19 protein-coding genes are annotated in these 20,491 nt (G+C 70.1%); 7 read left to right on the top strand and 12 right to left on the bottom strand.

Translation table 11 applies throughout. The annotated features are described in order from the left end of the window. The first annotated feature begins 120 nt into the window (after positions 1-120). Entirely contained in the window at positions 121-1,284 is a 1,164-nt protein-coding gene (glgA, locus tag G6N48_RS00845) for a glycogen synthase (RefSeq protein WP_085269280.1), read from the top strand. A 23-nt stretch (positions 1,285-1,307) separates the two neighbouring features. Here glgA and G6N48_RS00840 read toward each other — a convergent pair whose 3' ends face one another. From G6N48_RS00840 to G6N48_RS00810, 7 genes are all read right to left on the bottom strand, one after another. After that, complete coding sequence (locus G6N48_RS00840) at positions 1,308-1,481, bottom strand: DUF3117 domain-containing protein (protein ID WP_003878471.1); 174 nt, start codon at positions 1,479-1,481, stop codon at positions 1,308-1,310. A 199-nt stretch (positions 1,482-1,680) separates the two neighbouring features. Beyond that, positions 1,681-2,286, bottom strand: coding sequence for a DNA-3-methyladenine glycosylase I (locus G6N48_RS00835; protein WP_085269282.1), 606 nt, complete (start codon positions 2,284-2,286; stop codon positions 1,681-1,683). Next, positions 2,283-2,648 carry a DivIVA domain-containing protein gene (locus G6N48_RS00830; protein ID WP_085269283.1) on the bottom strand — a complete coding sequence of 122 codons (366 nt, stop codon included), beginning with the start codon at positions 2,646-2,648 and terminating at the stop codon, positions 2,283-2,285. Before G6N48_RS00830 ends, G6N48_RS00835 begins: the two co-directional genes overlap by 4 nt. Before the next feature lie 53 nt (positions 2,649-2,701). Then, positions 2,702-3,700 (bottom strand): glucosyl-3-phosphoglycerate synthase, encoded by a 999-nt coding sequence (locus G6N48_RS00825; protein ID WP_085269284.1) that lies wholly within the window; start codon positions 3,698-3,700, stop codon positions 2,702-2,704. Beyond that, a complete protein-coding gene (gene folP, locus G6N48_RS00820) occupies positions 3,697-4,593 on the bottom strand; it encodes a dihydropteroate synthase (protein WP_139825777.1) in 897 nt (298 codons plus the stop codon). Before folP ends, G6N48_RS00825 begins: the two co-directional genes overlap by 4 nt. A gap of 594 nt (positions 4,594-5,187) precedes the next feature. Then, positions 5,188-6,972 carry a long-chain-acyl-CoA synthetase FadD6 gene (fadD6, locus tag G6N48_RS00815; RefSeq protein ID WP_085269287.1) on the bottom strand — a complete coding sequence of 595 codons (1,785 nt, stop codon included), beginning with the start codon at positions 6,970-6,972 and terminating at the stop codon, positions 5,188-5,190. Between the two features lie 74 nt (positions 6,973-7,046). After that, entirely contained in the window at positions 7,047-7,610 is a 564-nt protein-coding gene (locus G6N48_RS00810; RefSeq protein WP_085269288.1) for an LOG family protein, read from the bottom strand. A gap of 60 nt (positions 7,611-7,670) precedes the next feature. On the opposite strand from G6N48_RS00810, the gene G6N48_RS00805 reads away from it, so the two are divergent. Next, a complete protein-coding gene (locus G6N48_RS00805) occupies positions 7,671-9,827 on the top strand; it encodes an AAA family ATPase (RefSeq protein ID WP_169718433.1) in 2,157 nt (718 codons plus the stop codon). On the opposite strand, the gene dapE is transcribed toward G6N48_RS00805, so the two are convergent. Next, positions 9,810-10,874, bottom strand: coding sequence for a succinyl-diaminopimelate desuccinylase (gene dapE, locus G6N48_RS00800; protein WP_085269289.1), 1,065 nt, complete (start codon positions 10,872-10,874; stop codon positions 9,810-9,812). The two genes, G6N48_RS00805 and dapE, sit on opposite strands and share 18 nt — an antisense overlap. Positions 10,875-10,917: 43 nt before the next feature. Here dapE and dapD point away from each other — a divergent pair, with 43 nt between their 5' ends. Further along, positions 10,918-11,871, top strand: coding sequence for a 2,3,4,5-tetrahydropyridine-2,6-dicarboxylate N-succinyltransferase (dapD, locus tag G6N48_RS00795; RefSeq protein ID WP_139825778.1), 954 nt, complete (start codon positions 10,918-10,920; stop codon positions 11,869-11,871). Here the strand turns inward: dapD and G6N48_RS00790 are convergent. The 4 genes from G6N48_RS00790 to G6N48_RS00775 form a co-directional block, all read right to left on the bottom strand. Beyond that, positions 11,857-13,140, bottom strand: coding sequence for an MFS transporter (locus G6N48_RS00790; protein ID WP_085269450.1), 1,284 nt, complete (start codon positions 13,138-13,140; stop codon positions 11,857-11,859). The genes dapD and G6N48_RS00790 overlap by 15 nt on opposite strands. 219 nt (positions 13,141-13,359) lie before the next feature. Continuing rightward, positions 13,360-14,781 carry an acyl-CoA synthetase gene (locus tag G6N48_RS00785; RefSeq protein WP_085269291.1) on the bottom strand — a complete coding sequence of 474 codons (1,422 nt, stop codon included), beginning with the start codon at positions 14,779-14,781 and terminating at the stop codon, positions 13,360-13,362. A gap of 28 nt (positions 14,782-14,809) precedes the next feature. Next, on the bottom strand, positions 14,810-15,718 hold the full coding sequence (locus G6N48_RS00780) for an alpha/beta fold hydrolase (protein WP_085269292.1): 909 nt from the start codon (positions 15,716-15,718) through the stop codon (positions 14,810-14,812). 87 nt (positions 15,719-15,805) lie between these two features. After that, entirely contained in the window at positions 15,806-17,275 is a 1,470-nt protein-coding gene (locus G6N48_RS00775; RefSeq protein ID WP_085269451.1) for an aldehyde dehydrogenase family protein, read from the bottom strand. A 468-nt stretch (positions 17,276-17,743) separates the two neighbouring features. Here G6N48_RS00775 and G6N48_RS00770 point away from each other — a divergent pair, with 468 nt between their 5' ends. The 4 genes from G6N48_RS00770 to G6N48_RS00755 all read left to right on the top strand — a co-directional run bounded on the left by G6N48_RS00770 (position 17,744) and on the right by G6N48_RS00755 (position 20,441). Then, positions 17,744-18,289: an FAS1-like dehydratase domain-containing protein gene (locus G6N48_RS00770; RefSeq protein ID WP_085269293.1), complete on the top strand. Its 546-nt coding sequence runs from the start codon at positions 17,744-17,746 to the stop codon at positions 18,287-18,289. Beyond that, positions 18,289-18,687 carry a Zn-ribbon domain-containing OB-fold protein gene (locus G6N48_RS00765; protein ID WP_085269294.1) on the top strand — a complete coding sequence of 133 codons (399 nt, stop codon included), beginning with the start codon at positions 18,289-18,291 and terminating at the stop codon, positions 18,685-18,687. Before G6N48_RS00770 ends, G6N48_RS00765 begins: the two co-directional genes overlap by 1 nt. A gap of 123 nt (positions 18,688-18,810) precedes the next feature. Further along, entirely contained in the window at positions 18,811-19,275 is a 465-nt protein-coding gene (locus G6N48_RS00760) for a MaoC family dehydratase (RefSeq protein WP_085269295.1), read from the top strand. After that, on the top strand, positions 19,272-20,441 hold the full coding sequence (locus G6N48_RS00755) for a lipid-transfer protein (protein ID WP_085269296.1): 1,170 nt from the start codon (positions 19,272-19,274) through the stop codon (positions 20,439-20,441). Before G6N48_RS00760 ends, G6N48_RS00755 begins: the two co-directional genes overlap by 4 nt. The last annotated feature ends 50 nt before the right edge of the window (positions 20,442-20,491 follow it).

The raw sequence follows: 20,491 nt of genomic DNA, 5'->3' as shown, positions 1-20,491 counted from the left end.
ATTCGCAGCCTTCTGTGCGGCTGTGAGTCAAGGTTTTTGGCCCCGCGCGCGGGGCGATCACCCGGGTGCCATCCTCGGCCCGACTCGCGGGCCTCGTCTTCGCCGAACTACGGTGCGGGTATGCGGGTGGCGATGATGACGCGGGAGTACCCACCAGACATCTACGGCGGGGCCGGGGTACACGTCACCGAGTTGGTCGCGCAACTGCGTCGACTGTGCGCTGTCGACGTGCACTGCATGGGCGAACCGCGCCCGGGCGCCTTCGCCCACCAACCGGATGCGCGCCTGAAACACGCCAACGCGGCCCTGTCCACCCTGTCCACCGACCTGACCATGGCGGACGCGGCGTCGGCGGCCACCGTCGTGCACTCCCACACCTGGTACACCGGGCTGGCCGGCCATCTGACGGCGCTGCTCTACGACATTCCGCACGTGCTGACCGCGCACTCGCTCGAGCCGTTGCGGCCGTGGAAGGCAGAACAGCTCGGCGGCGGCTACCGGGTGTCGACGTGGGTCGAGCACACCGCGGTGCTGGCCGCCCACGCCGTCATCGCGGTCAGCTCCGCCATGCGCGACGACGTCCTGCGCGTCTATCCCGCGCTGGATCCCAGCTCCGTGCACGTCGTCCGCAACGGGATCGACACCCAGGTCTGGCATCCGGCGGGGCCGGTGGAAAGCGGTTCCGTGCTGGCCGAACTCGGCGTCGATCCCGCCCGACCGATGGTCGCGTTCGTCGGGCGCATCACGCGGCAGAAGGGCGTGTCACACCTGATCGCGGCCGCGCACCGGTTCAGCCCCGAAGTACAGCTGGTGATGTGCGCCGGCGCCCCGGATACTCCCGAGATCGCCCGCGAGGTGGAAGCCGCGGTGACCCGGCTCGCCGGGGCTCGCGCGGGGGTGTTCTGGGTCCGTGACATGATACCCACCGGAGATCTACGCGAAATACTTTCTGCAGCAACAGTTTTCGTGTGCCCCTCGGTGTACGAACCGCTGGGCATCGTGAATCTGGAGGCGATGGCGTGCGGGACGGCGGTGGTGGCTTCCGATGTCGGTGGGATCCCGGAGGTCGTCGCCGATGGAGTCACCGGTTCGCTGGTGCGCTACGACGCCGACGATCCCGCGGGCTACGAGGCCGCGCTGGCCTGTGCGGTCAATGAGCTCGTCGCGGACCCGCAACGGGCCGAGCGCTACGGTCGGGCGGGACGACAGCGCTGCATCGAGGAATTCTCTTGGGCCCACGTCGCCGAGCAGACCCTGAACATCTACCGGAAGGTGGGTGCGTAACCGGGACACCCGTCCGGCGGACGTTAGCTGGAGCTGGTGACGCCTTTGAGTTCGTCACCCAGGGCGGCGGCCTCGTCGGGCGTCAGTTCCACGACCAGGCGTCCGCCTCCCTCAAGTGGTACCCGCATAACGATGCCGCGCCCCTCCTTCGTCGCTTCCAGAGGACCGTCTCCGGTCCGGGGCTTCATCGCCGCCATCGAGTGCTCCCTCCAGGTTCGAGCTGGCCCGCCCTCGCGGACCTGGTCGGCGCCGAGCATGCCCCGCCCGCGAACTTCCAGTCACGCCCGGCATCGAACCGCCACATCACCCCCCCATTGTTCCCTATCCAGGTCACCCGTCGCACAAAGACCCGCTTCTGTCTTGTAGCGGACCCGGAAAACCCGATCGGCGGGTTGTTCAGCCGGCCGCCGCGCGGCCCGCGCCGGCGCCCGTCGAAGGCACCCAGCAACCGCGGACGTGGTCGTCCACCATTCCGGTCGCCTGCATCAGGGCGTAGGCGGTGGTGGGCCCGACGAACCGGAAGCCCAGCCGCTTGAGCTCACGCGCCATGGCCTTCGATTCGGCGGTGGACGAGGGAATCTCAGACGCGTCGGCGGGCCGGGGCCGCGGCGGTGGCGCAAACGACCAGAGCAGCTTCGACAGGTCGGCCGCGCCGCCCAGATCTGCGGCGGCGCGCGCGTTGGCGATGGTCGCCTCGACCTTTGCCCGATTGCGCACGATGCCCTGATCCGTCAGCAGCCGCCGGACGTCGTCCTCGGTGTAGCCGGCGACTTTGCCGATGTCGAACCCGGAGAAGGCGCGCCGGAAGTTCTCGCGTTTGCGCAGGATGATCAGCCAGGACAGGCCGCTCTGGAACGCTTCCAGGCACATCCGCTCGAACAGCGCCAGGCCGTCGTGCAGGGGGCGGCCCCACTCCTGGTCGTGGTAGTCGCGGTACATCTCGAAATCCGGCCCGGGCCGGATCGCCGCCCAGCCGCAGCGGACCAGTTCGTCGTCGGTCACATTCTGTCCTGACGCTCCTCGGCACCTTCCGGTTCCATCGGGTCGGGGTGAGCCTGCGATTCGTTCTCGGCCGATGACGCCGCATGCACCGCCGCCAACTGGCCGCGCAGGGCTTCGAGCTCGCGGGCGAGCCGGTCGAGCACCCAGTCCACCTCGCTGGTCTTGTATCCGCGCAGCACCTGGGTGAACTTGACCGCGTCGACGTCGGCGCCCGTCACGCCGTAGGCCGGCAGCACCGTCGCGGTGGTTCCCCGGGGCAGCGGCGGCAGCTTCTCACCGCGACCGAAGAGCAGGCTGGCGGCGCCGAACAGCACGATCGCCACCAGCACGAGCACCACCAGATACAGCAACACCAACGCCACGTGATCGATATTGCCCTATGGAACCGACGCGATCGGCGTGGCCTGGCGGGGCCTCACGCTGGCCGGTGCACCCGCATCGGCGGCCGGTCGGCCAGCGACACCGGCCAGGTGTGCTGGGTATAGCCCTCGGCGCCGGAGCCGTCCGGGCCGTCGGCCAGGAACTGGGTCAGCCCGACGCCGGAGTCGGGAATCCCACACCGCGAGAGCAGCGTGGCGATGACCTGGCGGCTCATCGGCCCGAGCTCGGCGAGCGGGCGGTTACGGTGAGCGCGCACGCCCAGGTTCACCTGGGCGATCGCGTCCAGACCCAGCCGGTCGAAGGTGTCGATCAGCAGGCCGATCTCCACGCCGTAGCCGGGCGCGAACGGCAGCGAGGTCAGCAGGTCACGGGTGGCGGCGTATTCACCGCCGAGCGGCTGCAGCATGCATCCCAGCTCGGGCCGCAGCGCCGCCAGCAACGGTCGGGCCACCAGCTCGGTCACCCGACCGCCACCGGTGTCGCCCGCGCCGCCGTCCGCGTCGCCGGCGTTCAGGGGCCGCCGGTAGAAGCTCTTGACCAGGTGGATGCCGTCGCCGTTGAGCAGCGGCCCCACCAGCCACGGGACGAACATCGGATGCGGGTCGATCAAATCGGAGTCGACGAAGACCACGATGTCCCCACTGGTCACCGCCAGCGAGCGCCAGAGCGCTTCGCCCTTGCCGGGCCGGGTCGGCACCTCCGGCAGTGCCTGCTCCCGGCTGACGACGCGCGCGCCGGCCGCTACCGCGCGGATCTCGGTGTCGTCGGTGGAGCCGGAGTCCAGGACGACGAGCTCGTCGACCAGGCCGTCCACCAGCGGCGAGATGCTGTCGATCACCGAGCCGATGGTCTCCGCCTCGTTGAGGGCCGGCAGCACCACCGAGATGGTCCGGCCGGCCTTCGCCGCCACCAGCCCGTCGACGGTCCAGGTCGGACGGTTCCAGCCGCGGTCGGGCAGCCAGGTGTCGCCCGGCCGGGTGGCCGGCACCCCGTCGTCGGTCAGATCGCCCGCGACCAGGTCCGACGCCGTCATGCCAGTCCCCGCACGGTCCGCGCCGGTGGCCGGATCCCCTGGATCGCGGCCACCATCTCCAGGACCCGGCGGGTGGCCGTCACCTCATGCACCCGGAACATTCGCGCCCCCGCGGCCGCCGCCAGCGCGGTGGCCGCCAGGGTCCCCTCGAGCCGCTCGGTCAAGTCCACACCCAGAGTCTCCCCGACGAAGTCCTTATTGCTCAAAGCCATGAGCACGGGCCACCCGGTGTTCACGAGATCGCCGACGTGACGCAGCAGGGCAAGCCCGTGGAACGTGTTCTTGCCGAAGTCGTGGGCCGGGTCGATCAGCACGCGGTCGGCGGCGACGCCGCACGCGACCGCACGCTCGGCGGCCGCCGTGACCTGGCGGATCACGTCGTCGACCACACCGCGCGTGGTGGTCCCGTAGCTCACCCGGAACGGTCGGGTGCGCGGCAGCGCACCGCCGGTGTGCGAGCACACCAGGCCCGCGCCGAACTCGGCGGCCACCTCGGCCAGGGCCGGGTCGATGCCGCCCCAGGTGTCGTTGATCAGGTCTGCGCCCGCGGCGCAGGCCGTTCTGGCTACCTCCGAGCGCCAGGTGTCGACGCTGATCAGCTGGTCGGGGTAGGCGCCGCGCAGCCATTCGACGAACGGCACGAGCCGGGCGATCTCGGCCTGTGCGTCGACAGCTTCGCCGGGCCCGGCTTTGACGCCGCCCACGTCGATGACGTCGGCGCCCTCGGCGACGGCCCGGTGCGCCGCGGCCCTGGCCGCGTCGTCGCTGAACGTCGCGCCCTTGTCGTAGAACGAGTCCGGGGTGCGGTTGATGATCGCCATGATCAGCGGGCGATCCGCTGCGACCGGACGGCCGCACAGCGTTGACTGCACACGTCTATGGTGCCCGGTCATCGTCAGGCGTGCGGCGCAGGGCTGTCGGCTGTTGGTGTGGCGTCGACTGTGCAGTCAGGGCGTCGAGTGTGCAGCTGGGGCGTCGAGTGTGCTGTCAGGGCGTCGCGTGTGCAGCTGGGGCGTCGTCTGTGCAGTGTGGGCGTCGAGTGTGCAGCTGGGGCGTCGACTGTGCAGTCAGGGCGTCGAGTGTGCAGCTGGGGCGTCGACTGTGCACTCAGGGCGTCGAGTGTGCAGCTGGGGCGTCGACTGTGCAGTCAGGGCGTCGAGTGTGCAGCTGGGGCGTCGAGTGTGCTGTCAGGGCGTCGAGTGTGCAGTTGGGGCGTCGGCTGTGCAGCTGGGGCGTCGATCGTCGGCGTGTCGCCGCCGTGAGCGCACACTCAACGCCGTCAGCGCACACTCAACGTCGAGGAGGCCGTCGAGGAGGCCGTCGAGGGGAACGTCGTCGAGGCCGTCGACGAGAACGTCGAGGAGGCCGCCGACGAGGCCGCCGACGTGGCCGAGGAGGCCGCCGACGTGGCCGCCGAGGCCCCCCGACGACGCGGCCCCTCCACGCCGACCCGGCAACGCCGGGTCGGCGCGGCGCGGCGCCGACGACTAACCCTGCGGTCGTTTGCCCGCGGCCACTTCTTCGGGATACTCGTCGTAGTACGGCACGTAGCCGTCGTCGCGACCGGCCAACACATACAGCGGGTCGGAGACGTCGGGGCCGTAGCCCTCGTCTCGCAGCTCCACTTTGCGGCTCTTGAAGGTGGTGGTCTGCGCCAGCTCCTTGACCACCCGGACGAACAACGGCAGCGCGTAGACGGGGAGCTGGCCGTAGACCGCCCGGGCCAGCGAGTTGCCGTCGAACTCCGCTCCCTCGCGCAGTTTGACCGCGGCCATGCCGGCCCGCCCGCCGGTGCGCGGGATCTCCACGCCGAACACCGTGCACTCCTCGACGGACTCGTCGGTGGCCAGCGCCGCCTCCACCTGGGTGGTGGCGACGTTCTCGCCCTTCCAGCGGAAGGTGTCGCCGAGCCGGTCGACGAAGGCGGCGTGGCCCATGCCCTGCGGGCTCATCACGTCGCCGGAGTTGAACCAGACGTCGCCCTCTCGGAAGGCGTTGCGCACCAACTTCTTTTCGCTGGATTCTTTGTCGGTGTAGCCGTCGAACGGCTGCAGCCGGTTGACGGGGCTCAGCAGCAGGCCGGGCTCGCCGGCGGGCACCTTGCGCACCCGTCCGTTGTCGTCGCGCAGGGGAGCACCGGTGTCGGGGTCGTACTCGACGTAAGCCAGCGGCATCGGGAAGACACCGGTGGTCCTGGGCACGTTGAAGACGTTGATGAACGCGGTGTTGCCCTCGCTGGAGGCGTAGAACTCGCACACGCGCGCGATGCCGAACCTCTCGGTGAACTCGTCCCAGATCTCCGGGCGCAGCCCGTTGCCGGCCATCAGCCGCACCTTGTGCGCCCGGTCGGTCGCCCTGCGCGGCTGGTTGAGCAGATAGCGGCAGATCTCCCCGATGTAGATGAACGCGGTTGCCTCGGTGGCGATCACCTCATCCCAGAAGCGCGATGCCGAGAACGACGTACCCAGCGCCAGCGTCGCGCCGGAGGCGATCACCGACGACAGCGCCACGGTGAGCGCGTTGTTGTGGTACAGCGGCAGGCAGCTGTACAGCGTGTCGGAGTTCCGCAGCCGCAACCCCACCCCGCCGAACGCGGCCAGCGCCCGCAGCCACCGCTGGTGGGTCATCACGCTGGCCTTCGGGAATCCCGTTGTGCCCGAAGTGAAGATGTAGAACGCGGTGTCTTTGGCTCGCACCGCCGACGCCGACGCCGGGTTGGTCGCGGGCGCGCTCACCGCGAACCGCTCGAGGTCCTCGACCGTCAGCACCTCGGTGTCACCCGAGCCGCCGCACTCGGCGACAGCGCTGACCAGATCGGTCTCGGCGACCAAAACCTTGGCGTCCAGCACGCCCAGGCTGTGCGCCAGCACCTCGCCGCGCTGATGGTAGTTGAGCATCCCGGCGACGGCGCCGCACTTGACGGCGGCGAGCATCGCCAGCACGGCGTTGGGCGAGTTGCGCAGCATGATGCCCACGACGTCGCCGTTGCCGACGCCGCGCGCGGCCAGCACCGCGGCGTACCGGTTGGCGGCCGCATTCGCGTCGCGGTAGGTCAGCTCCTGCTCACCGAATCGCAGGAACACCCGGTCGCCGTAGCGGGCGGCCCGGTCGGCGAACACCGTGCCGATCGACTTGTTCGAGCTCGGCCGGGCCAGCAGCCCGGTCAGCGCTCCCCGCACGATCACCGGCATGTCGGCCAGCAGACCCGGCACCCGCAACGCGATATCGGCCAGGCTGACCGAGCGGCGCGCTCCCCCGTCGCGATCGGACACGTGATCCCTCGATTCGTCTTCAGTAGTCAAGCTCGGCGGACAGCCTAGTAGTGCCGACGAGCATGCCGGTGGGCTCAGGCCGGTGCACAGGCCTGTATCGCCGCGCTGACCTTGTCGACGAGCACCAGGCGGTCCATCGCGGCCTGCGAGATGTACCCGTTGTCCAGCAAACCGCACAACCAGATCCAGAGACCTTCGTAGTGCCCCAGCGGGTCGAGCAGCACGATGGGCTTGCCGTGCAGACCGAGATAGCCGGTCGTCCACGCGTCGAACAGCTCGTCGAGCGTCCCGACGCCGCCGGGCAGCACGATGAACGCATCGGACCGCTCCTCCATGAGCTGCTTGCGCTCATGCATGGTGTCGCTGACGATCAGCTCGTCGGCTTCGGCGTCGGCGACCTCGCGGCGCATCAGGATCTGCGGGATGACCCCGACGGTCCGCCCTCCTCGGGCCCGCGCGGCGCTCGCGACGGCGCCCATCGCCGAAACCCGGCCGCCGCCCCACACCAGGGTCCAGCCGCGCTCGGCGATCGCCTCGCCGAGTTCGCCGGCCAGCTGCAGCAATTCAGGGTGTGTGGGACCCGATGCGCAGTACACACCGACCGCCCAGTCGCCTGACGAATCAGGTTCGCGGCGCATATAACGAAAGGTAGACCAAGGCCGGTGCGGGGTGCACACCGCGCGCAATAAACTCCGGCGATGCCGATTCGATGGAACGTCCCCCGGCACGAGGCGGCCAGAGAGCAGCTGGACGCGGCCCTGGGCGGCGCGGATCGGGTCGGCGCAGCGGTGCTCGGACCCGACGGGTGCGGCAAGTCGACGCTGGCCCGCCAGGCCGCCGAGGACTACGTCCGCCGGCACCCGGGGACCGTCCTCCACTGGGTCACCGGCACCCCGAGCGAGCGTGCCGTGCCCTTCGGGGCCTTCAGCCACCTGGTGGAGATCGCCGACATCGGCAAGCCGGCCGCGCTGCTGCGGGCGGCCCGGGCCTCCCTCAGCGAGGGGAGAGGCGAGCTGCTGCTCGTCGTCGACGACGCCCACGACCTGGACGTGCTGTCCGCCACGCTGGTCTACCAGCTGGCGCTGGCCGGCACGGCCCGGCTGATCGTCACCGCCCGCGCCGACGCCGCGCGTGACGCCATCGCGGCGCTGTGGACCGATGACCTGCTGCGCCGCATCGACATCGAGCAGCCGGGCGAGGCGACCTCCCCGGCGTCGGTGGACGCGTTCATCGCCGAGCTGCCCGCCGCCGCGCGGTCGGTGCTGGACTACCTCGCCGTCGAGGAACCCTTGTCGCTGGCAGATCTGAACGCCCTGGCCGGCGACGGCGCCGTGGACGAGGCGATGGAGTGGGGCGCGGTGGAGACCCGGGCCCGCGGCGGCCGCACCGACGGCGACGTCGTCGTCTACACCGCCCACCCGCTGTTCGCCGACCGGGCGCGCGCCACGCTGGACGCCCACGACGCGCGCCGCCGGCGCACCGAGCTGGTCAGGCTGCTGTCGCAGCATCCGTCGGACCACCTCAGCGACCGGCTGCGGCTGGCGTCGCTGGCGATGGACAGCGAGGCACCGCAGCGAGTCGCCGAGGTGGTCACCGCCGCGCAGCAGGCCCTGCGGCTGGGAGACCTGTCGCTGGGCGAGCGGCTGGCCCGCTCGGCGATGGAGCGCTCCGGCGGTTTGGGTGCGCGGCTGGCGCTGGCCCACGCCATGGCGTGGCAGGGTCGCGGCCGCGAGGCCGACGCGGTGCTGGCCGGCGTCGACCCCGCCGGCCTGACCGAAGCCGCGCTCATGGACTGGACGCTACTACGGGCGGCCAATCAGTTCTGGATGCTCGGCGAGCCGGAGCGAGCCACGGCGTTCCTGCGGACGATCCGCAGCCGGGTCACCGACGAGGGCCCGCGAACGACGCTGGACGCGTTGAGCGCCACCTTCGCGATGAACGCGGGCAACATCGGCCACGCCGTGAAGATGTCCGGTGAGGTGCTGGCCTCCCCGTGCGCCGACGACCAGGCGGTGGCGTGGGCGGCCAGCGCGGCGGCGTTGTGCGCGGCGCGGCAGGGGCGTTTCGACGACGTCGAGCCGCTGGCGCGGCGCGCGCTGGGCGCCGAGCATCCAGGGTTGCTGCGGTTCACGATCGGGCTGGGCCAGATCACCGCGCTGCTGATGGCCGGCCGGCTCGATCTGGCCCGCGAGCTGGCTCAACAGTTCACCGACTTCGCCGAACTGCAGCAGCCGGGCCGCGCGATCGGCGAGGTCCTGCTTGCCCACGTGCTGATCGCCGACGGCCAATTCGCCACTGCGGCAGAGTTGTTGGGTCCGGTGGCGGCCACGTTGGAACGCACCGGGTATTCGTGGGGACCGCTGTCGTTGACCCTGTTGGCCACCGCTCTGGCGCACCAGGGCGACACCGCCGCGATGTCGAAGGCGTTGAGCCGGGCCGAATCCCGGCACGGCACCAAGTCGGCGTTGTTCGCCCCGGAGCTCGGCGTGGCGCGGGCGTGGCGGCTGGCCGCGATGCGCGACCGGCACGGGGCGGTGACCGCGGCGCGTGAGGCCGCCCGCGTGGCCGAACGCGGCGGGCAGCAGGCGGTGGCGCTCCGCGTCTGGCACGAGGCCGTGCGCCTCGGCGACACCCGGGCGGCCGCACCGCTGGCTCGACTTTGCAACGAGATAGATTGTGCTGCAGGAACACTCGCACTGGAACACGCGCAGGCGCTCGCGGCCGGTGATCCCGCGGCACTGCAGGCGGTGGCCGACCGGCTTGCGGCGGTCGGGATGCGCGCGGCCGCGGCCGACGCCGCAGCGCAGGCGCAGGACCGGCCGCCTCAGCCGCGGGCGTCAGCCTCCGAGATATGAGCGAAGCACCGCCACCGCGGCGGTGATGTCGGCGACCTGCACGCGCTCGTCGCGGGTGTGCGCGAGGTTGGGATCGCCCGGCCCGAAGTTGACCGCCGGGATGCCGAGCGCCGCGAAGCGCGCAACGTCGGTCCAGCCGTACTTCGCCCGGACCCGGCCACCGGCGGCCTCGACGAGCGCCTTCGCGGCGGGCTGCGAAAGCCCCGGCAGCGCACCCGCGGCGGCGTCGGTCTGCTCGATCCGCACGTCGACCCCGTCGAACACCGCGCGGACGTGCTCGAGAGCCGCGCCCAGCGACCGGTCGGGGGCGAACCGGAAGTTGACGGTCACCGAGGCCGCATCGGGGATGACGTTGCCGGCCACACCGCCGTCGATGCGCACGGCCGACAGGCCCTCGCGGTAGGCGCATCCGTCGATGTCCACGGTGCGCGCACGGTACGCGGCCAGCCGGTCCAGTACCGGGCTGAGCTTGTGAATGGCGTTGTCGCCCAACCAGGAACGCGCCGAATGGGCGCGGGTGCCGGCGGCGCTGACCACCACCCGCAGCGTGCCCTGACAGCCGGCTTCGATGTAGCCGCCCGTGGGTTCCCCCAGAATGGCCACGTCGGCGGTCAGCCAGTCCGGCAGCTCGGCCTCGATGCGCCCCAAACCGTTTGCCGCGGCTTCGATTTCCTCGCAGTCGTAGAACACCAGCGTCAGGTCGTGCAGCGGTTCGGCCACGGTGGCGGCCAGATGCAGGAAGACCGCGTCGCCGGATTTCATGTCCGCGGTGCCGCAGCCGTAGAGCTCACCGCCGTCGAGGTGGCTGGGCAGGTTACCCGCCGCCGGGACGGTGTCCAGATGCCCGGCCAGCAACACCCGCGACGGGCGGCCCAGCGACGTGCGCGCGAGCACGGCGTTGCCGTTGCGCACGACCTCGAAGCCCGACGTCTGATGTCGCAGCGCGGCCTCCACCTCGTCGGCGAGGCGCGCCTCGTGCCGGGACTCGCTGGGGACGTCGACCAGCGCCGCGGTCAGCGCGATCGGGTCGCCGCGTAAGTCCAGCACAACTCAAGGGTAGTGGCTGGCGCCCGCCCGGCAGTTAAGTAACCTGACCGCCGTGACTGCAGCGGTAGGCATCGGGCTGGCGACGCTGGCCTCCGACGGATCGATACTGGACACCTGGTTCCCGGCGCCGGAACTGACGGGGGCGGGCGCCACCGGGACGACGCGGCTCGCCGCGTCCGACGTACCCGCGGACCTGGCCGCGCTGATCGGCCGATGCGAGGACCGGGGCACCGAGACCGTCGCCGTGCGCACGGTGATCGGCTCGCTGGACGAGGTCGCTGTCGACGCGCACGACGCCTACCTGCGGCTGCATCTGTTGTCGCACCGGATGGTGGCGCCGCACGGCCTGAACGCCGGTGGCCTCTTCGGCGTGCTGACGAACGTGGTGTGGACCAACCGCGGGCCGTGCGCCGTCGAGGGTTTCGAGGCGGTCCGGGCGCGGCTGCGCCGCCAGGGCCCGGTGACCGTCTACGGCGTCGACAAGTTCCCGCGAATGGTCGACTATGTCCTGCCCACCGGAGTGCGCATCGCCGACGCCGACCGGGTGCGCCTCGGGGCCCACCTGGCGCCCGGGACCACGGTCATGCACGAGGGCTTCGTCAACTACAACGCCGGCACGCTGGGCGCATCGATGGTGGAAGGCCGCATCTCGGCCGGGGTGGTGGTCGGCGACGGGTCGGACATCGGCGGCGGGGCCTCGATCATGGGCACGCTGTCCGGCGGTGGCACCGAGGTCATCTCGATCGGCGAGCGCTGCCTGCTGGGCGCCAACGCCGGCCTGGGCATCTCTTTGGGCGACGACTGCGTCGTCGAGGCGGGCCTGTATGTCACGGCGGGCACCAAGGTCAGCACCCCCGACGGACGGTCGGTCAAGGCCCGCGAGCTGTCCGGCGGCAACAACCTGCTGTTTCGCCGCAACTCGCTCACCGGGGCGGTGGAGGTGGTCGCGCGCGGTGGACAGGGCATCGCCCTCAACGAGGAGCTACACGCCAACTGATTCGGGGTCGGGCCGCAGCGCCCTGCCCCTGGTCTCCGGCAGCAGATAGACGGACACGAAGCTGGCCACGATCAGGGCGCCCATCATCACGCCGATCGCCCAGCTGCCGTAGGTCGCCAGCAACGTCCCGGCGATCAGCGGCGGCACGGCCGCGCCCAGTATGCCCGCGAGATTCATGGCCACCGCCGCGCCGCTGTAGCGGTAGCGGGTGGCGAACAGCTCGGGAATGAAGGCCCCGGTTGGCCCGTTGGCCACCGCCGCGGCGCCGAACATGCCCAGGACCGCGATCGCGTACAGGACGGGCTTGCGGGTGTCCATCAGCGGGATCACCACGAACGCCCACGGCAAACACGCCGCCAGGCCGATGAGCATGACCCGCCGGCGCCCCACCCGGTCGGAGATCCAGGCCGCGAACGACACGCAGATCATGCTGGTCAGCCCGCCCAGCGCGCCGATGCTCCAGATGAAGCTCCGTGAGTAGCCCAGGTGGGAGTGGGCGTACATGACGAGGAAGGTGTTGCCGAGGTAGACGAAGCCCATCCCGCCGAGGAAGGCGCCCGCGACGAGGACGATCTCACGGCGCTGGAACCGCAGCAGTTCGGCGAGCGGCGCCTTGGGCACCAGGTGGCGGGCCTTCTCCTCGGTGAACACCGGGGTCTCGTCGATGTTGAGCCGCACGTAGAGCGCGATGCCGATCAACCCGGTGCTGATCAGGAAGGGCACCCGCCAACCCCATTCCAGGAACGCGGGGCTTTTCTCCCCGATCGTGACGTTGACGGCGAGGAAGGTCAGGCTGGCCAGGATTCCCGCGGTCCCGCCGCCGAGCAATGTGAACATGCCGTACCAGCCGCGTTTGCCGGCGGGGGCATACTCGGCGCTGAGCAGCACCGACCCGGCCCATTCGCCGCCGACGGCGAACCCCTGCAACAACCGCAGGGCGATGAGGATCAACGGCGCCGCGATGCCGATCGAGTCGGTGCTGGGCACCATTCCCACGCTCACGGTCGACGCGCCCATGATCAGCAGCGTGGCCACCAGGGTCTTCTTGCGGCCCAGCCGATCCCCGAAGTTTCCGAACACGGCGGCTCCCAGCGGCCGGGACAGGAACGCGGTGGCGAACGTCGCCAGGGAGGCGATCGTGGCCACCGTGGGGCTCAGGCGGGGGAAGAACACGGCGGGGAACACCAGCGCCGCCGCGGTGCCGTAGATGAGGAAGTCGTAGAACTCGATCGCCGAGCCGACGAGGCAGGCGGCGGCCACCCGGGCCATGGGCGTGGATCGCGCCGGGGCGACGACCGTCGCGGTGAAGCCGGCCGGCTGATTCAACTCACTCACGCTTCATTCCTTCGCACGGTGGTCCGGTCGTCGTCGCTGCAGGATCCCCCCACGAAGCTATGCGAACGTTGTGGTTCGCGCTCGTTCACGACGCTGGCAATCTCCTGCGTGTCGCGGCGCCACGGGCGTACGCGTGGGCCGCGCGCCCGCCGCTCAGCCGTCCGACAGCAGCTGCTTCTTGACGACCTTGCCCATCGCGTTGCGCGGCAGCGCGTCCACGACGCGTACTTCGCGCGGCCTCTTGTGCACCGAAAGTTGTTGGGCGACAAAGTTGATCAACTCTTCGCCGGGCAGAGCCGAGGAGGCGACGACGAAGGCGACGATGCGCTGGCCCAGGTCCTCGTCGGGCATGCCGACGACCGCCGCCTCCTGCACCGCCGGGTGGCCCAGCAGCGCCGCCTCGATCTCCCCCGCGCCGATGCGGTATCCGCCGGACTTGATGAGGTCGACCGACTCGCGCCCCACGATGCGGTGCATGCCTTCGGCGTCGACGACGGCGACGTCACCGGTGCGGTACCAGCCGTCGGCGTCGAACGCCTCGGCGGTGGCGTCCGGCCGGTTCAGGTAGCCGTCGAACATCGTCGCACCCCGGACCTGAAGCTTTCCAACGGTTTCCGCGTCGTGAGGGACGGGATCGCCGTTGTCGTCGAGCAACCGGGTTTCGACGCCGGCGATGGGCAGGCCCACCCAGCCGGGCCGTCGCTCGCCGTCCACCCGCGTCGAGACGGTGATCAGCGATTCCGAGGCGCCGTACCGCTCGATGGGCCGGTGCCCGGTGAGCGCGGACAGCCGTTCGAACACCGGCACCGGCAGCGGCGCGCTTCCGGACACCAGCAACCGCGCCGGGCGCAGCGCCGCAGCGGCCGCCTCGTCGGCCGCGACCCGCGACCACACCGTGGGGACCCCGAAGTACAGCGTTCCCCCGGCCTCGGTACCGGCCTGGGCGTAGCCGGCGGGCGTGGGTTTTCCGGTGTGCACGAACCGGTTTCCGATGCGCAGCGATCCGAGCAGGCCGAGCACCAGCCCGTGGACGTGGAATAGCGGCAGCCCGTGTATCAACACGTCGTCGGCCGTCCACTGCCAGGCCTGTGCCAGCGCGTCGAGGTCGGCGGCGATCGCCCGCCGGCTGAGCACCACACCCTTGGGCAGCCCGGTGGTGCCGGAGGTGTAGATGATCATCGCGGTCGCCGCCGGCGGCGGCTCGCGGTAGCGGTGCCAGGACCGGGCGTGCAGTCGCACCGGAATGTGCGGCAACCCCTCGGGTTCCTCCGGCACCGGTCCCAGCCACACCTGCGCCCCCGAATCTGTGATCATGTGCCGGCGCTCGGCCACACCGACGTCGGAGGGCACCGGGACGAAGGGCACGCCGGCGATCAGGCATCCGGTGATCGCCAGCACCGTCGAGGCGGTGGGCGTGGCCAGGACCGCGACCCGCTCCGCGCCGGCGACGCGCTCGGCCACCGACGTGGCGGCGCCGACGAGATCGCTTCGGCTCAGCACGGTCCCGTCGATGCGTACCGCGTCGGCGATGTCGGTGGCGGTCACGGCCGAGGGATCCAGCGACGTCAGCAGCACGTCAGCAGGCTACCCGGCGCCGAACGCGTCAGTCCTGCTCGTCCCAGATCTTCATCAGGGTGGCCAGGATCTCCTCGCCGCGCCCCAGCCCGCCGAGGTGGCTCTCACCCGGCAGGACGAACAGCTCGGCGTCGGGCAGCAGGGACACCACGTGCTCGCCGTGGGCGAAGGGGACGATGTGGTCGCTGTCGCCGTGCCACCAGCGGACCGGGACAGTGACCTCGTCGAGCCGGAAGCCCCAGTCCTGGGTGAACAGGATGATGTCGTTGAAGGGCGCCGCCAGTTGCTTGCGACTGCCGTTGAGCAGGTCGTCGAGGAACATCGCCCCGAACTCGGGGCGGGTCAGCAGGCGCCGGTCGCCTTCGGGCGACACCGCGGCGTACAGATACAGCACGGTGTTGGCGACCGGACGAATCGACCGGACCAGCAGGCTCGCGCCGATCCGCAGCGGGTCGCCGCCCAGACGCAGCAGGGGCGCCACCCGCTTCCCCAGGTTCATCAGGCCACTGGTGATCGCCTCGTCGCCCGTGAACGGCGCGACGCCGCCGAGCACACCGGCCGCCACGACCCGGTCAGGGAGCACCGCGCCGCACGCGAGCGCGTACGGGCCGCCGCCGGACAGGCCGATGACGGCCATCTTGTCGATGCCCAACGTGTCCGCGATCGTGCGCAGGTCGTCGGCGAACGCCCGGATGTTCTCGTAGCGATGCGGGGTGGACGAGCCGATTCCGGGGCGGTCCAGGCCGATCAGGCGGATGCCGTGGTTCTTGGCGTAGATGCGGGCCTCGGTGGGAATCTGCCGGCGGGCGCCGGGCGTGCCGTGCAGCCAGAACACCGCCCGGCCCTGCGGATCGCCGAACTCGGCGAAGCCGATCTGGCGGTCCTCGCCGACCGCGACGTTTCCCTCTAGCTTGGGGCGGGCGATCTCGAAGGCCATAAGCAGCAGCTTCGCATGTGACGGGCTGTTTACCAAAGCCTCACAGCGTTCAGCACCCGCTCGCCGGGAAGCTCACCCGCCGTTGCGTCACCCGGGCACCCCGATGGCCATCGGCTCCATGTACTGATGCAGCCCGCCGATCCCGCCGCCCTCACGGCCGAGCCCGCTCAGGCCGAAGCCGCCGAACGGCGCGCCGACGGGACCGCACCCGTTCACCGCGACCTGGCCGCTGCGGATCCGGCGGGCCACGGCCAGCGCGCGATCCACGTCGCCGCCCCACACCGCACCGGAGAGCCCGTACCGTGAGTTGTTGGCGATCGCGACGGCGTCGTCGTCGTCGCGGTAGCGCAGCACCGACAACACCGGACCGAACACTTCCTCTTGCGCGACAGTCGAATTCGGCTGCACGCCGGTGAGGATCGTCGGTTCGAAGTAGAAGCCGGCGTCCAATCCGGCCGGCCGGCCGCCACCGGTGGCCAGCGCGGCACCCTCGTGCAGCGCCGCTGCGACGTGCGCCTCGACCCGCTCGCGCTGGGCCGCGCTGATCAACGGGCCCATCCGCACCTCGGGGTCGGCGGGGTCGCCGACCTTCAGCTCGCGCGCCAGCCCGACGAGCCGCTCGACGACGTCGTCGTGCAGCGAATCGGGCAGCAGCAGCCGGCTGTGCAGGATGCAGGCCTGTCCGGCGTGCAACGAGCAGCAGTCGAAGAGCATCTTCTCCAGAATTTCGTCGGTGATTTCGCTGTCGTCGAGGACGATGCTGGCCGACTTGCCGCCCAGCTCGAGCAGGAGACGCTTCAGGGTGTCGCCCGCCGCCGACATGACCTGGCGGCCGACGAGCGAACTGCCGGTGAAGCTGACCATGTCGATCCGCGGGTCGGTGGTGAGGGTTTTGGCGGCCTCGACGCCCGAGGGCGTCACGACGTTGACCACTCCCGCCGGGATGTCGGTGAATTCGTCGATGATCCGCGCCAACGCCAGTCCCGCGAGCGGCGTCAGCGGCGAGGGCTTGAGCACCACGGTATTGCCCGCGGCCAGCGCGTGATTGAGCTTCATCACGTTGAGGCAGTGCGGGAAGTTCCACGGCGTCAGGATCGAGACGACACCCAGGGGCTGGTGGCGCAGCAAGGTGGTCCCGGCGCTCATTCCGGTCACCGATTCGTCGGTCAGCTGGGTGACGAGCTGGGCCGCGTGCATGGACATGTATGCGGCGCCGTCGATTTGCATCATCCGCTCGTTGGCGGTGCAGCCCCACTCCACCTGCGAGAGGGCGAAGAACTCGTCGGCATGTTGGAGCAGCGCCTCGCCGAGCTGGTTGAGGCAGCCCGCTCGGTCGTCGAGGCTCATCGACGTCCACGGGCCCTCATCGAAAGCGCGCCGAGCGGCGGCGATCGCTTCGCTGACCTGACCGACGCTCGCGTCCGGCGCGGTGGCGATGGTCTGCTCGCTCGCCGGGGAGACGTCGTCGTAGCGGCCATCTTCGGGATCGCACCATCGTCCGTCGATGTAGAGCTGGTAGGTGTCGACGAGCGTGCGATGGGTCTGTAGCTCGGTCATCGGCACTCCTCGAGCGAGGTCGGTCATCTCGAGACACAGTGTTCACCCGACGAAAGTGGGCGTCAATGCGCCGATGATTCCGAATTGTCGCCACTTTCCATCGGTTGAAAACGTATTGACATGGGCGCTCGCCAGGGAGTAAACACTTCTCGCAGGACAGATGGCGTGAATCTGTCGGATCGGTGGGCTATTTCGGATCAGTGAGGGAGGCGCGTCGTGCGCTCTTCCACCGCGCTCTTCCGCCCCGGGGAGACCTCGGCGCGCTCGAGGCGCCAGCCGGCAACGGGATTCGGCGCGACGCCGAAGCGCCGCTGGACGGGGCCCTGAATCCGGGTACCGGCGGGCCGTCACCACGGCGTGCTGCAGAGCCCGCGGAATCCAGCGTGACATCATCGCCATGGCCGAATTGTCACGCCCCGCGCACCTCGCGACCTTCGGCCTACGAATCAGTCAGGAGGACATACTTCAGTGACCGACACAGACACCGTCAGTGCCAGGGTGCGGGCCCTCGTCGGCAAGCCGACCGGCGGCACCGGCAAGCCCTCGGTGGCCCCGGACCCGGTGAACCAGCCGATGATCCGGCACTGGGCATACGCCATGGCTGACATGAATCCGGTCTACATCGATCCCGAGTTCGCGGCGTCGTCACGGTTCGGCGGCATCGTTTCGCCGCCGGTGATGCTGCAGTCCTGGACGATGCCGTCGCCCAAGCTGGAAGGCATCGGGGAACGCGGCGGCGCGCCCATCGAGATCAAGGAGAACCCGACCGCGTTCCTCGACGAGGCCGGCTACACGAGCACGGTGGCGACGAACTCGGAGTTCGAGATCGAGCGTTACCCGCGACTGGGTGACGTGATCAGCGCGACGACGGTCTACGAATCGGTTTCCGATGAGAAGAAGACGGCGCTGGGCACCGGCTTCTTCCTGACCTGGCTGACCACCTACACCGATCAGGACGGCGAAGTGCTGGGGCGGCAACGGTTCCGGGTGTTGCGATTCAGGCCGCAGCGCTGATGGCGTCCCGGCTCGCCCCGGCGGTCACCCCGGACAGCGAATTCTTCTGGAACGGATTGCGGGAGCACAAACTTCTGATTCAGCGCTGTGGCGGCTGCGGGCAGCTGCGCCACCCTCCGCGCCCGATGTGCCCGCATTGCCGTTCGCTGGACTGGGAGCCGATCGAGTCGTCCGGTCGCGGCACGGTCTACAGCTACGTGATGCCGCACGAACCCAAGTTCCCCTTCCTCGACTACCCGTACGTCGTCGCGCTGGTGGAGCTCGAGGAGGGCGTGCGGCTGGTGTCCAACCTCACCGGTATCGACCCGGGCGATGTGAGACCCGGGCTGCCCGTCGAGGTGTACTACGAGACGTTCGAGAACGATCTGGTGCTGCACCAGTTTCGGCCGGTCGGCTAGGCACGTCATGGCTTTCACCTTGACCGAGGAGCCCGAGACGTTCGCCGAGCGCTACCGGTTCCCGTTCGGCCTCGCTTCGGCACAGCCGGCCCGACTGGGCGCGACCTATCCGGAAGGACACGCATGACGATCAGCACCGGCCGCACCGGCTCTCTCAAAACGCTGCGATGGGCTGACGTTTCGGTGGGTGACCAGCTCACCCCGCTCGAAGTCCCGGTCACGACGACCATGATCGTCGCCGGCGCGATCGCCACCCGCGACTTCATGCCGGTCCACCACGACCGCGATTACGCCAACAAGCAGGGCTCGCCCAACGTGTTCATGAACATCCTGACCACCAACGGCTATTGCGTGCGTTTCCTCACCGACTGGGCCGGGCCCGAGGCGATGGTCAAGAACCTCTCGATCCGCCTTGGCGTGCCGTGCTTTCCGGACGACCCGCTGCGGTTCACCGGCCGCGTCACCGGCAAAACCGAAGGCTCCCATGGTGAGAACTTCGTCGAGGTGACCTTCGCGGGCGCCAACAGCCTGGGCGACCACGTCTTGGGCACCGCGATCCTCAGCCTGCTCGCCGGCGTGGGCGCATGAGCGGGACGCTGCCGGGTGCCGCGGCCATCGTCGGGATCGGCCAGACGGAGTTCTCCAAGGAATCCGGGCGCAGCGAGCTGCAATTGGCGTGCGAGGCGGTCAGCGCCGCGCTCGACGACGCCGGCCTGACGCCCGGCGACGTCGACGGCATGGTCACGTTCACCATGGACTCCAGCGACGAGATCGACATCGCGCGCAACGTCGGCATCGGCGACCTGAGCTTCTTCTCCCGCGTCCACCACGGCGGCGGCGCCGCGGCGGGCACCGTCGTGCACGCGGCCATGGCCGTGGCGACGGGTGTGGCCGACGTGGTGGTGTGCTGGCGGGCCTTCAACGAGCGTTCCGGTTTCCGGTTCGGCGGCAGCGGACGCAGCGACCTGGGCACCCCGGTGTTCATGGCGCACTACGCGCCGTTCGGATTGCTCACTCCCGCAGCGTGGGTCGCGATGCACGCCCAGCGCTACATGTCGACGTACGGCGTCACCAACGAGGACTTCGGCAGGATCGCCGTCGTCGACCGAAAGCACGCTGCGGCGAACCCCGACGCTTGGTTCTACCAGCGCCCGATCACGCTGGAGGACCATCAGAATTCGCGCTGGATCGTTGAACCCGTTCTGCGACTGCTGGATTGCTGCCAGGAGAGCGACGGCGGCGTCGCTCTGGTGGTGACCAGCGCGCAGCGCGCCCGGGATCTCCGGCAGCCACCGGCGGTGATCACCGCGGCCGCCCAGGGCGCCGCCTACAACGGCGAGATGATGACCAGCTACTACCGCGACGACATCACCGGGCTGCCCGAAATGGGCGTGGTGGCACGCCAACTGTGGCGCGATTCTGGCCTCAAGCCCGCCGACATCCAAACCGCCTTCATCTACGACCATTTCACGCCGTTCGTGTTCACCCAACTCGAGGAGCTGGGCTTCTGCGGCCGCGGCGAGGCCAAGGACTTCGCCACCGTCGAACGGCTTTCGCTGGGCGGGGAATTCCCGATCAATACCAACGGCGGTCTGCTCGGCGAGGCCTACATCCACGGCATGAACGGCATCACCGAAGGCGTGCGGCAGGTCCGCGGGACCTCGCACAACCAGGTCGACAACGTCGAGCACGTGCTCGTCACGTCTGGGACCGGCGTGCCCACCAGCGGGCTGATTCTCCAACCGGCCGGTTGAGGAGGGTTCGATGCCCACGCGGTTCCACCTGGCCGACATCAACGCCGCCT

It is taken from the genome of Mycobacterium parmense (assembly GCF_010730575.1).
GTDB classification, from domain to species: Bacteria; Actinomycetota; Actinomycetes; order Mycobacteriales; family Mycobacteriaceae; genus Mycobacterium; species Mycobacterium parmense.
Note: the sequence above shows the minus strand (reverse complement) of the source record. Positions and strands in the feature narration are given on the sequence as shown.

Excerpts from the sequence above, each read along its gene's own strand:
- G6N48_RS00755 (WP_085269296.1), top strand. The coding sequence starts at position 19,272 with ATGAGCGGGACGCTGCCGGGTGCCGCGGCCATCGTCGGGATCGGCCAG.
- G6N48_RS00810 (WP_085269288.1), bottom strand. The coding sequence starts at position 7,610 with ATGCGCCGCGAACCTGATTCGTCAGGCGACTGGGCGGTCGGTGTGTAC.
- G6N48_RS00805 (WP_169718433.1), top strand. The coding sequence starts at position 7,671 with ATGCCGATTCGATGGAACGTCCCCCGGCACGAGGCGGCCAGAGAGCAG.
- G6N48_RS00825 (WP_085269284.1), bottom strand. The coding sequence starts at position 3,700 with ATGACGGCGTCGGACCTGGTCGCGGGCGATCTGACCGACGACGGGGTG.
- G6N48_RS00840 (WP_003878471.1), bottom strand. The coding sequence starts at position 1,481 with ATGGCGGCGATGAAGCCCCGGACCGGAGACGGTCCTCTGGAAGCGACG.
- G6N48_RS00765 (WP_085269294.1), top strand. The coding sequence starts at position 18,289 with ATGGCGTCCCGGCTCGCCCCGGCGGTCACCCCGGACAGCGAATTCTTC.
- G6N48_RS00760 (WP_085269295.1), top strand. The coding sequence starts at position 18,811 with ATGACGATCAGCACCGGCCGCACCGGCTCTCTCAAAACGCTGCGATGG.
- G6N48_RS00775 (WP_085269451.1), bottom strand. The coding sequence starts at position 17,275 with ATGACCGAGCTACAGACCCATCGCACGCTCGTCGACACCTACCAGCTC.
- G6N48_RS00780 (WP_085269292.1), bottom strand. The coding sequence starts at position 15,718 with ATGGCCTTCGAGATCGCCCGCCCCAAGCTAGAGGGAAACGTCGCGGTC.
- folP (WP_139825777.1), bottom strand. The coding sequence starts at position 4,593 with ATGACCGGGCACCATAGACGTGTGCAGTCAACGCTGTGCGGCCGTCCG.
- G6N48_RS00790 (WP_085269450.1), bottom strand. The coding sequence starts at position 13,140 with ATGGCCCGGGTGGCCGCCGCCTGCCTCGTCGGCTCGGCGATCGAGTTC.
- glgA (WP_085269280.1), top strand. The coding sequence starts at position 121 with ATGCGGGTGGCGATGATGACGCGGGAGTACCCACCAGACATCTACGGC.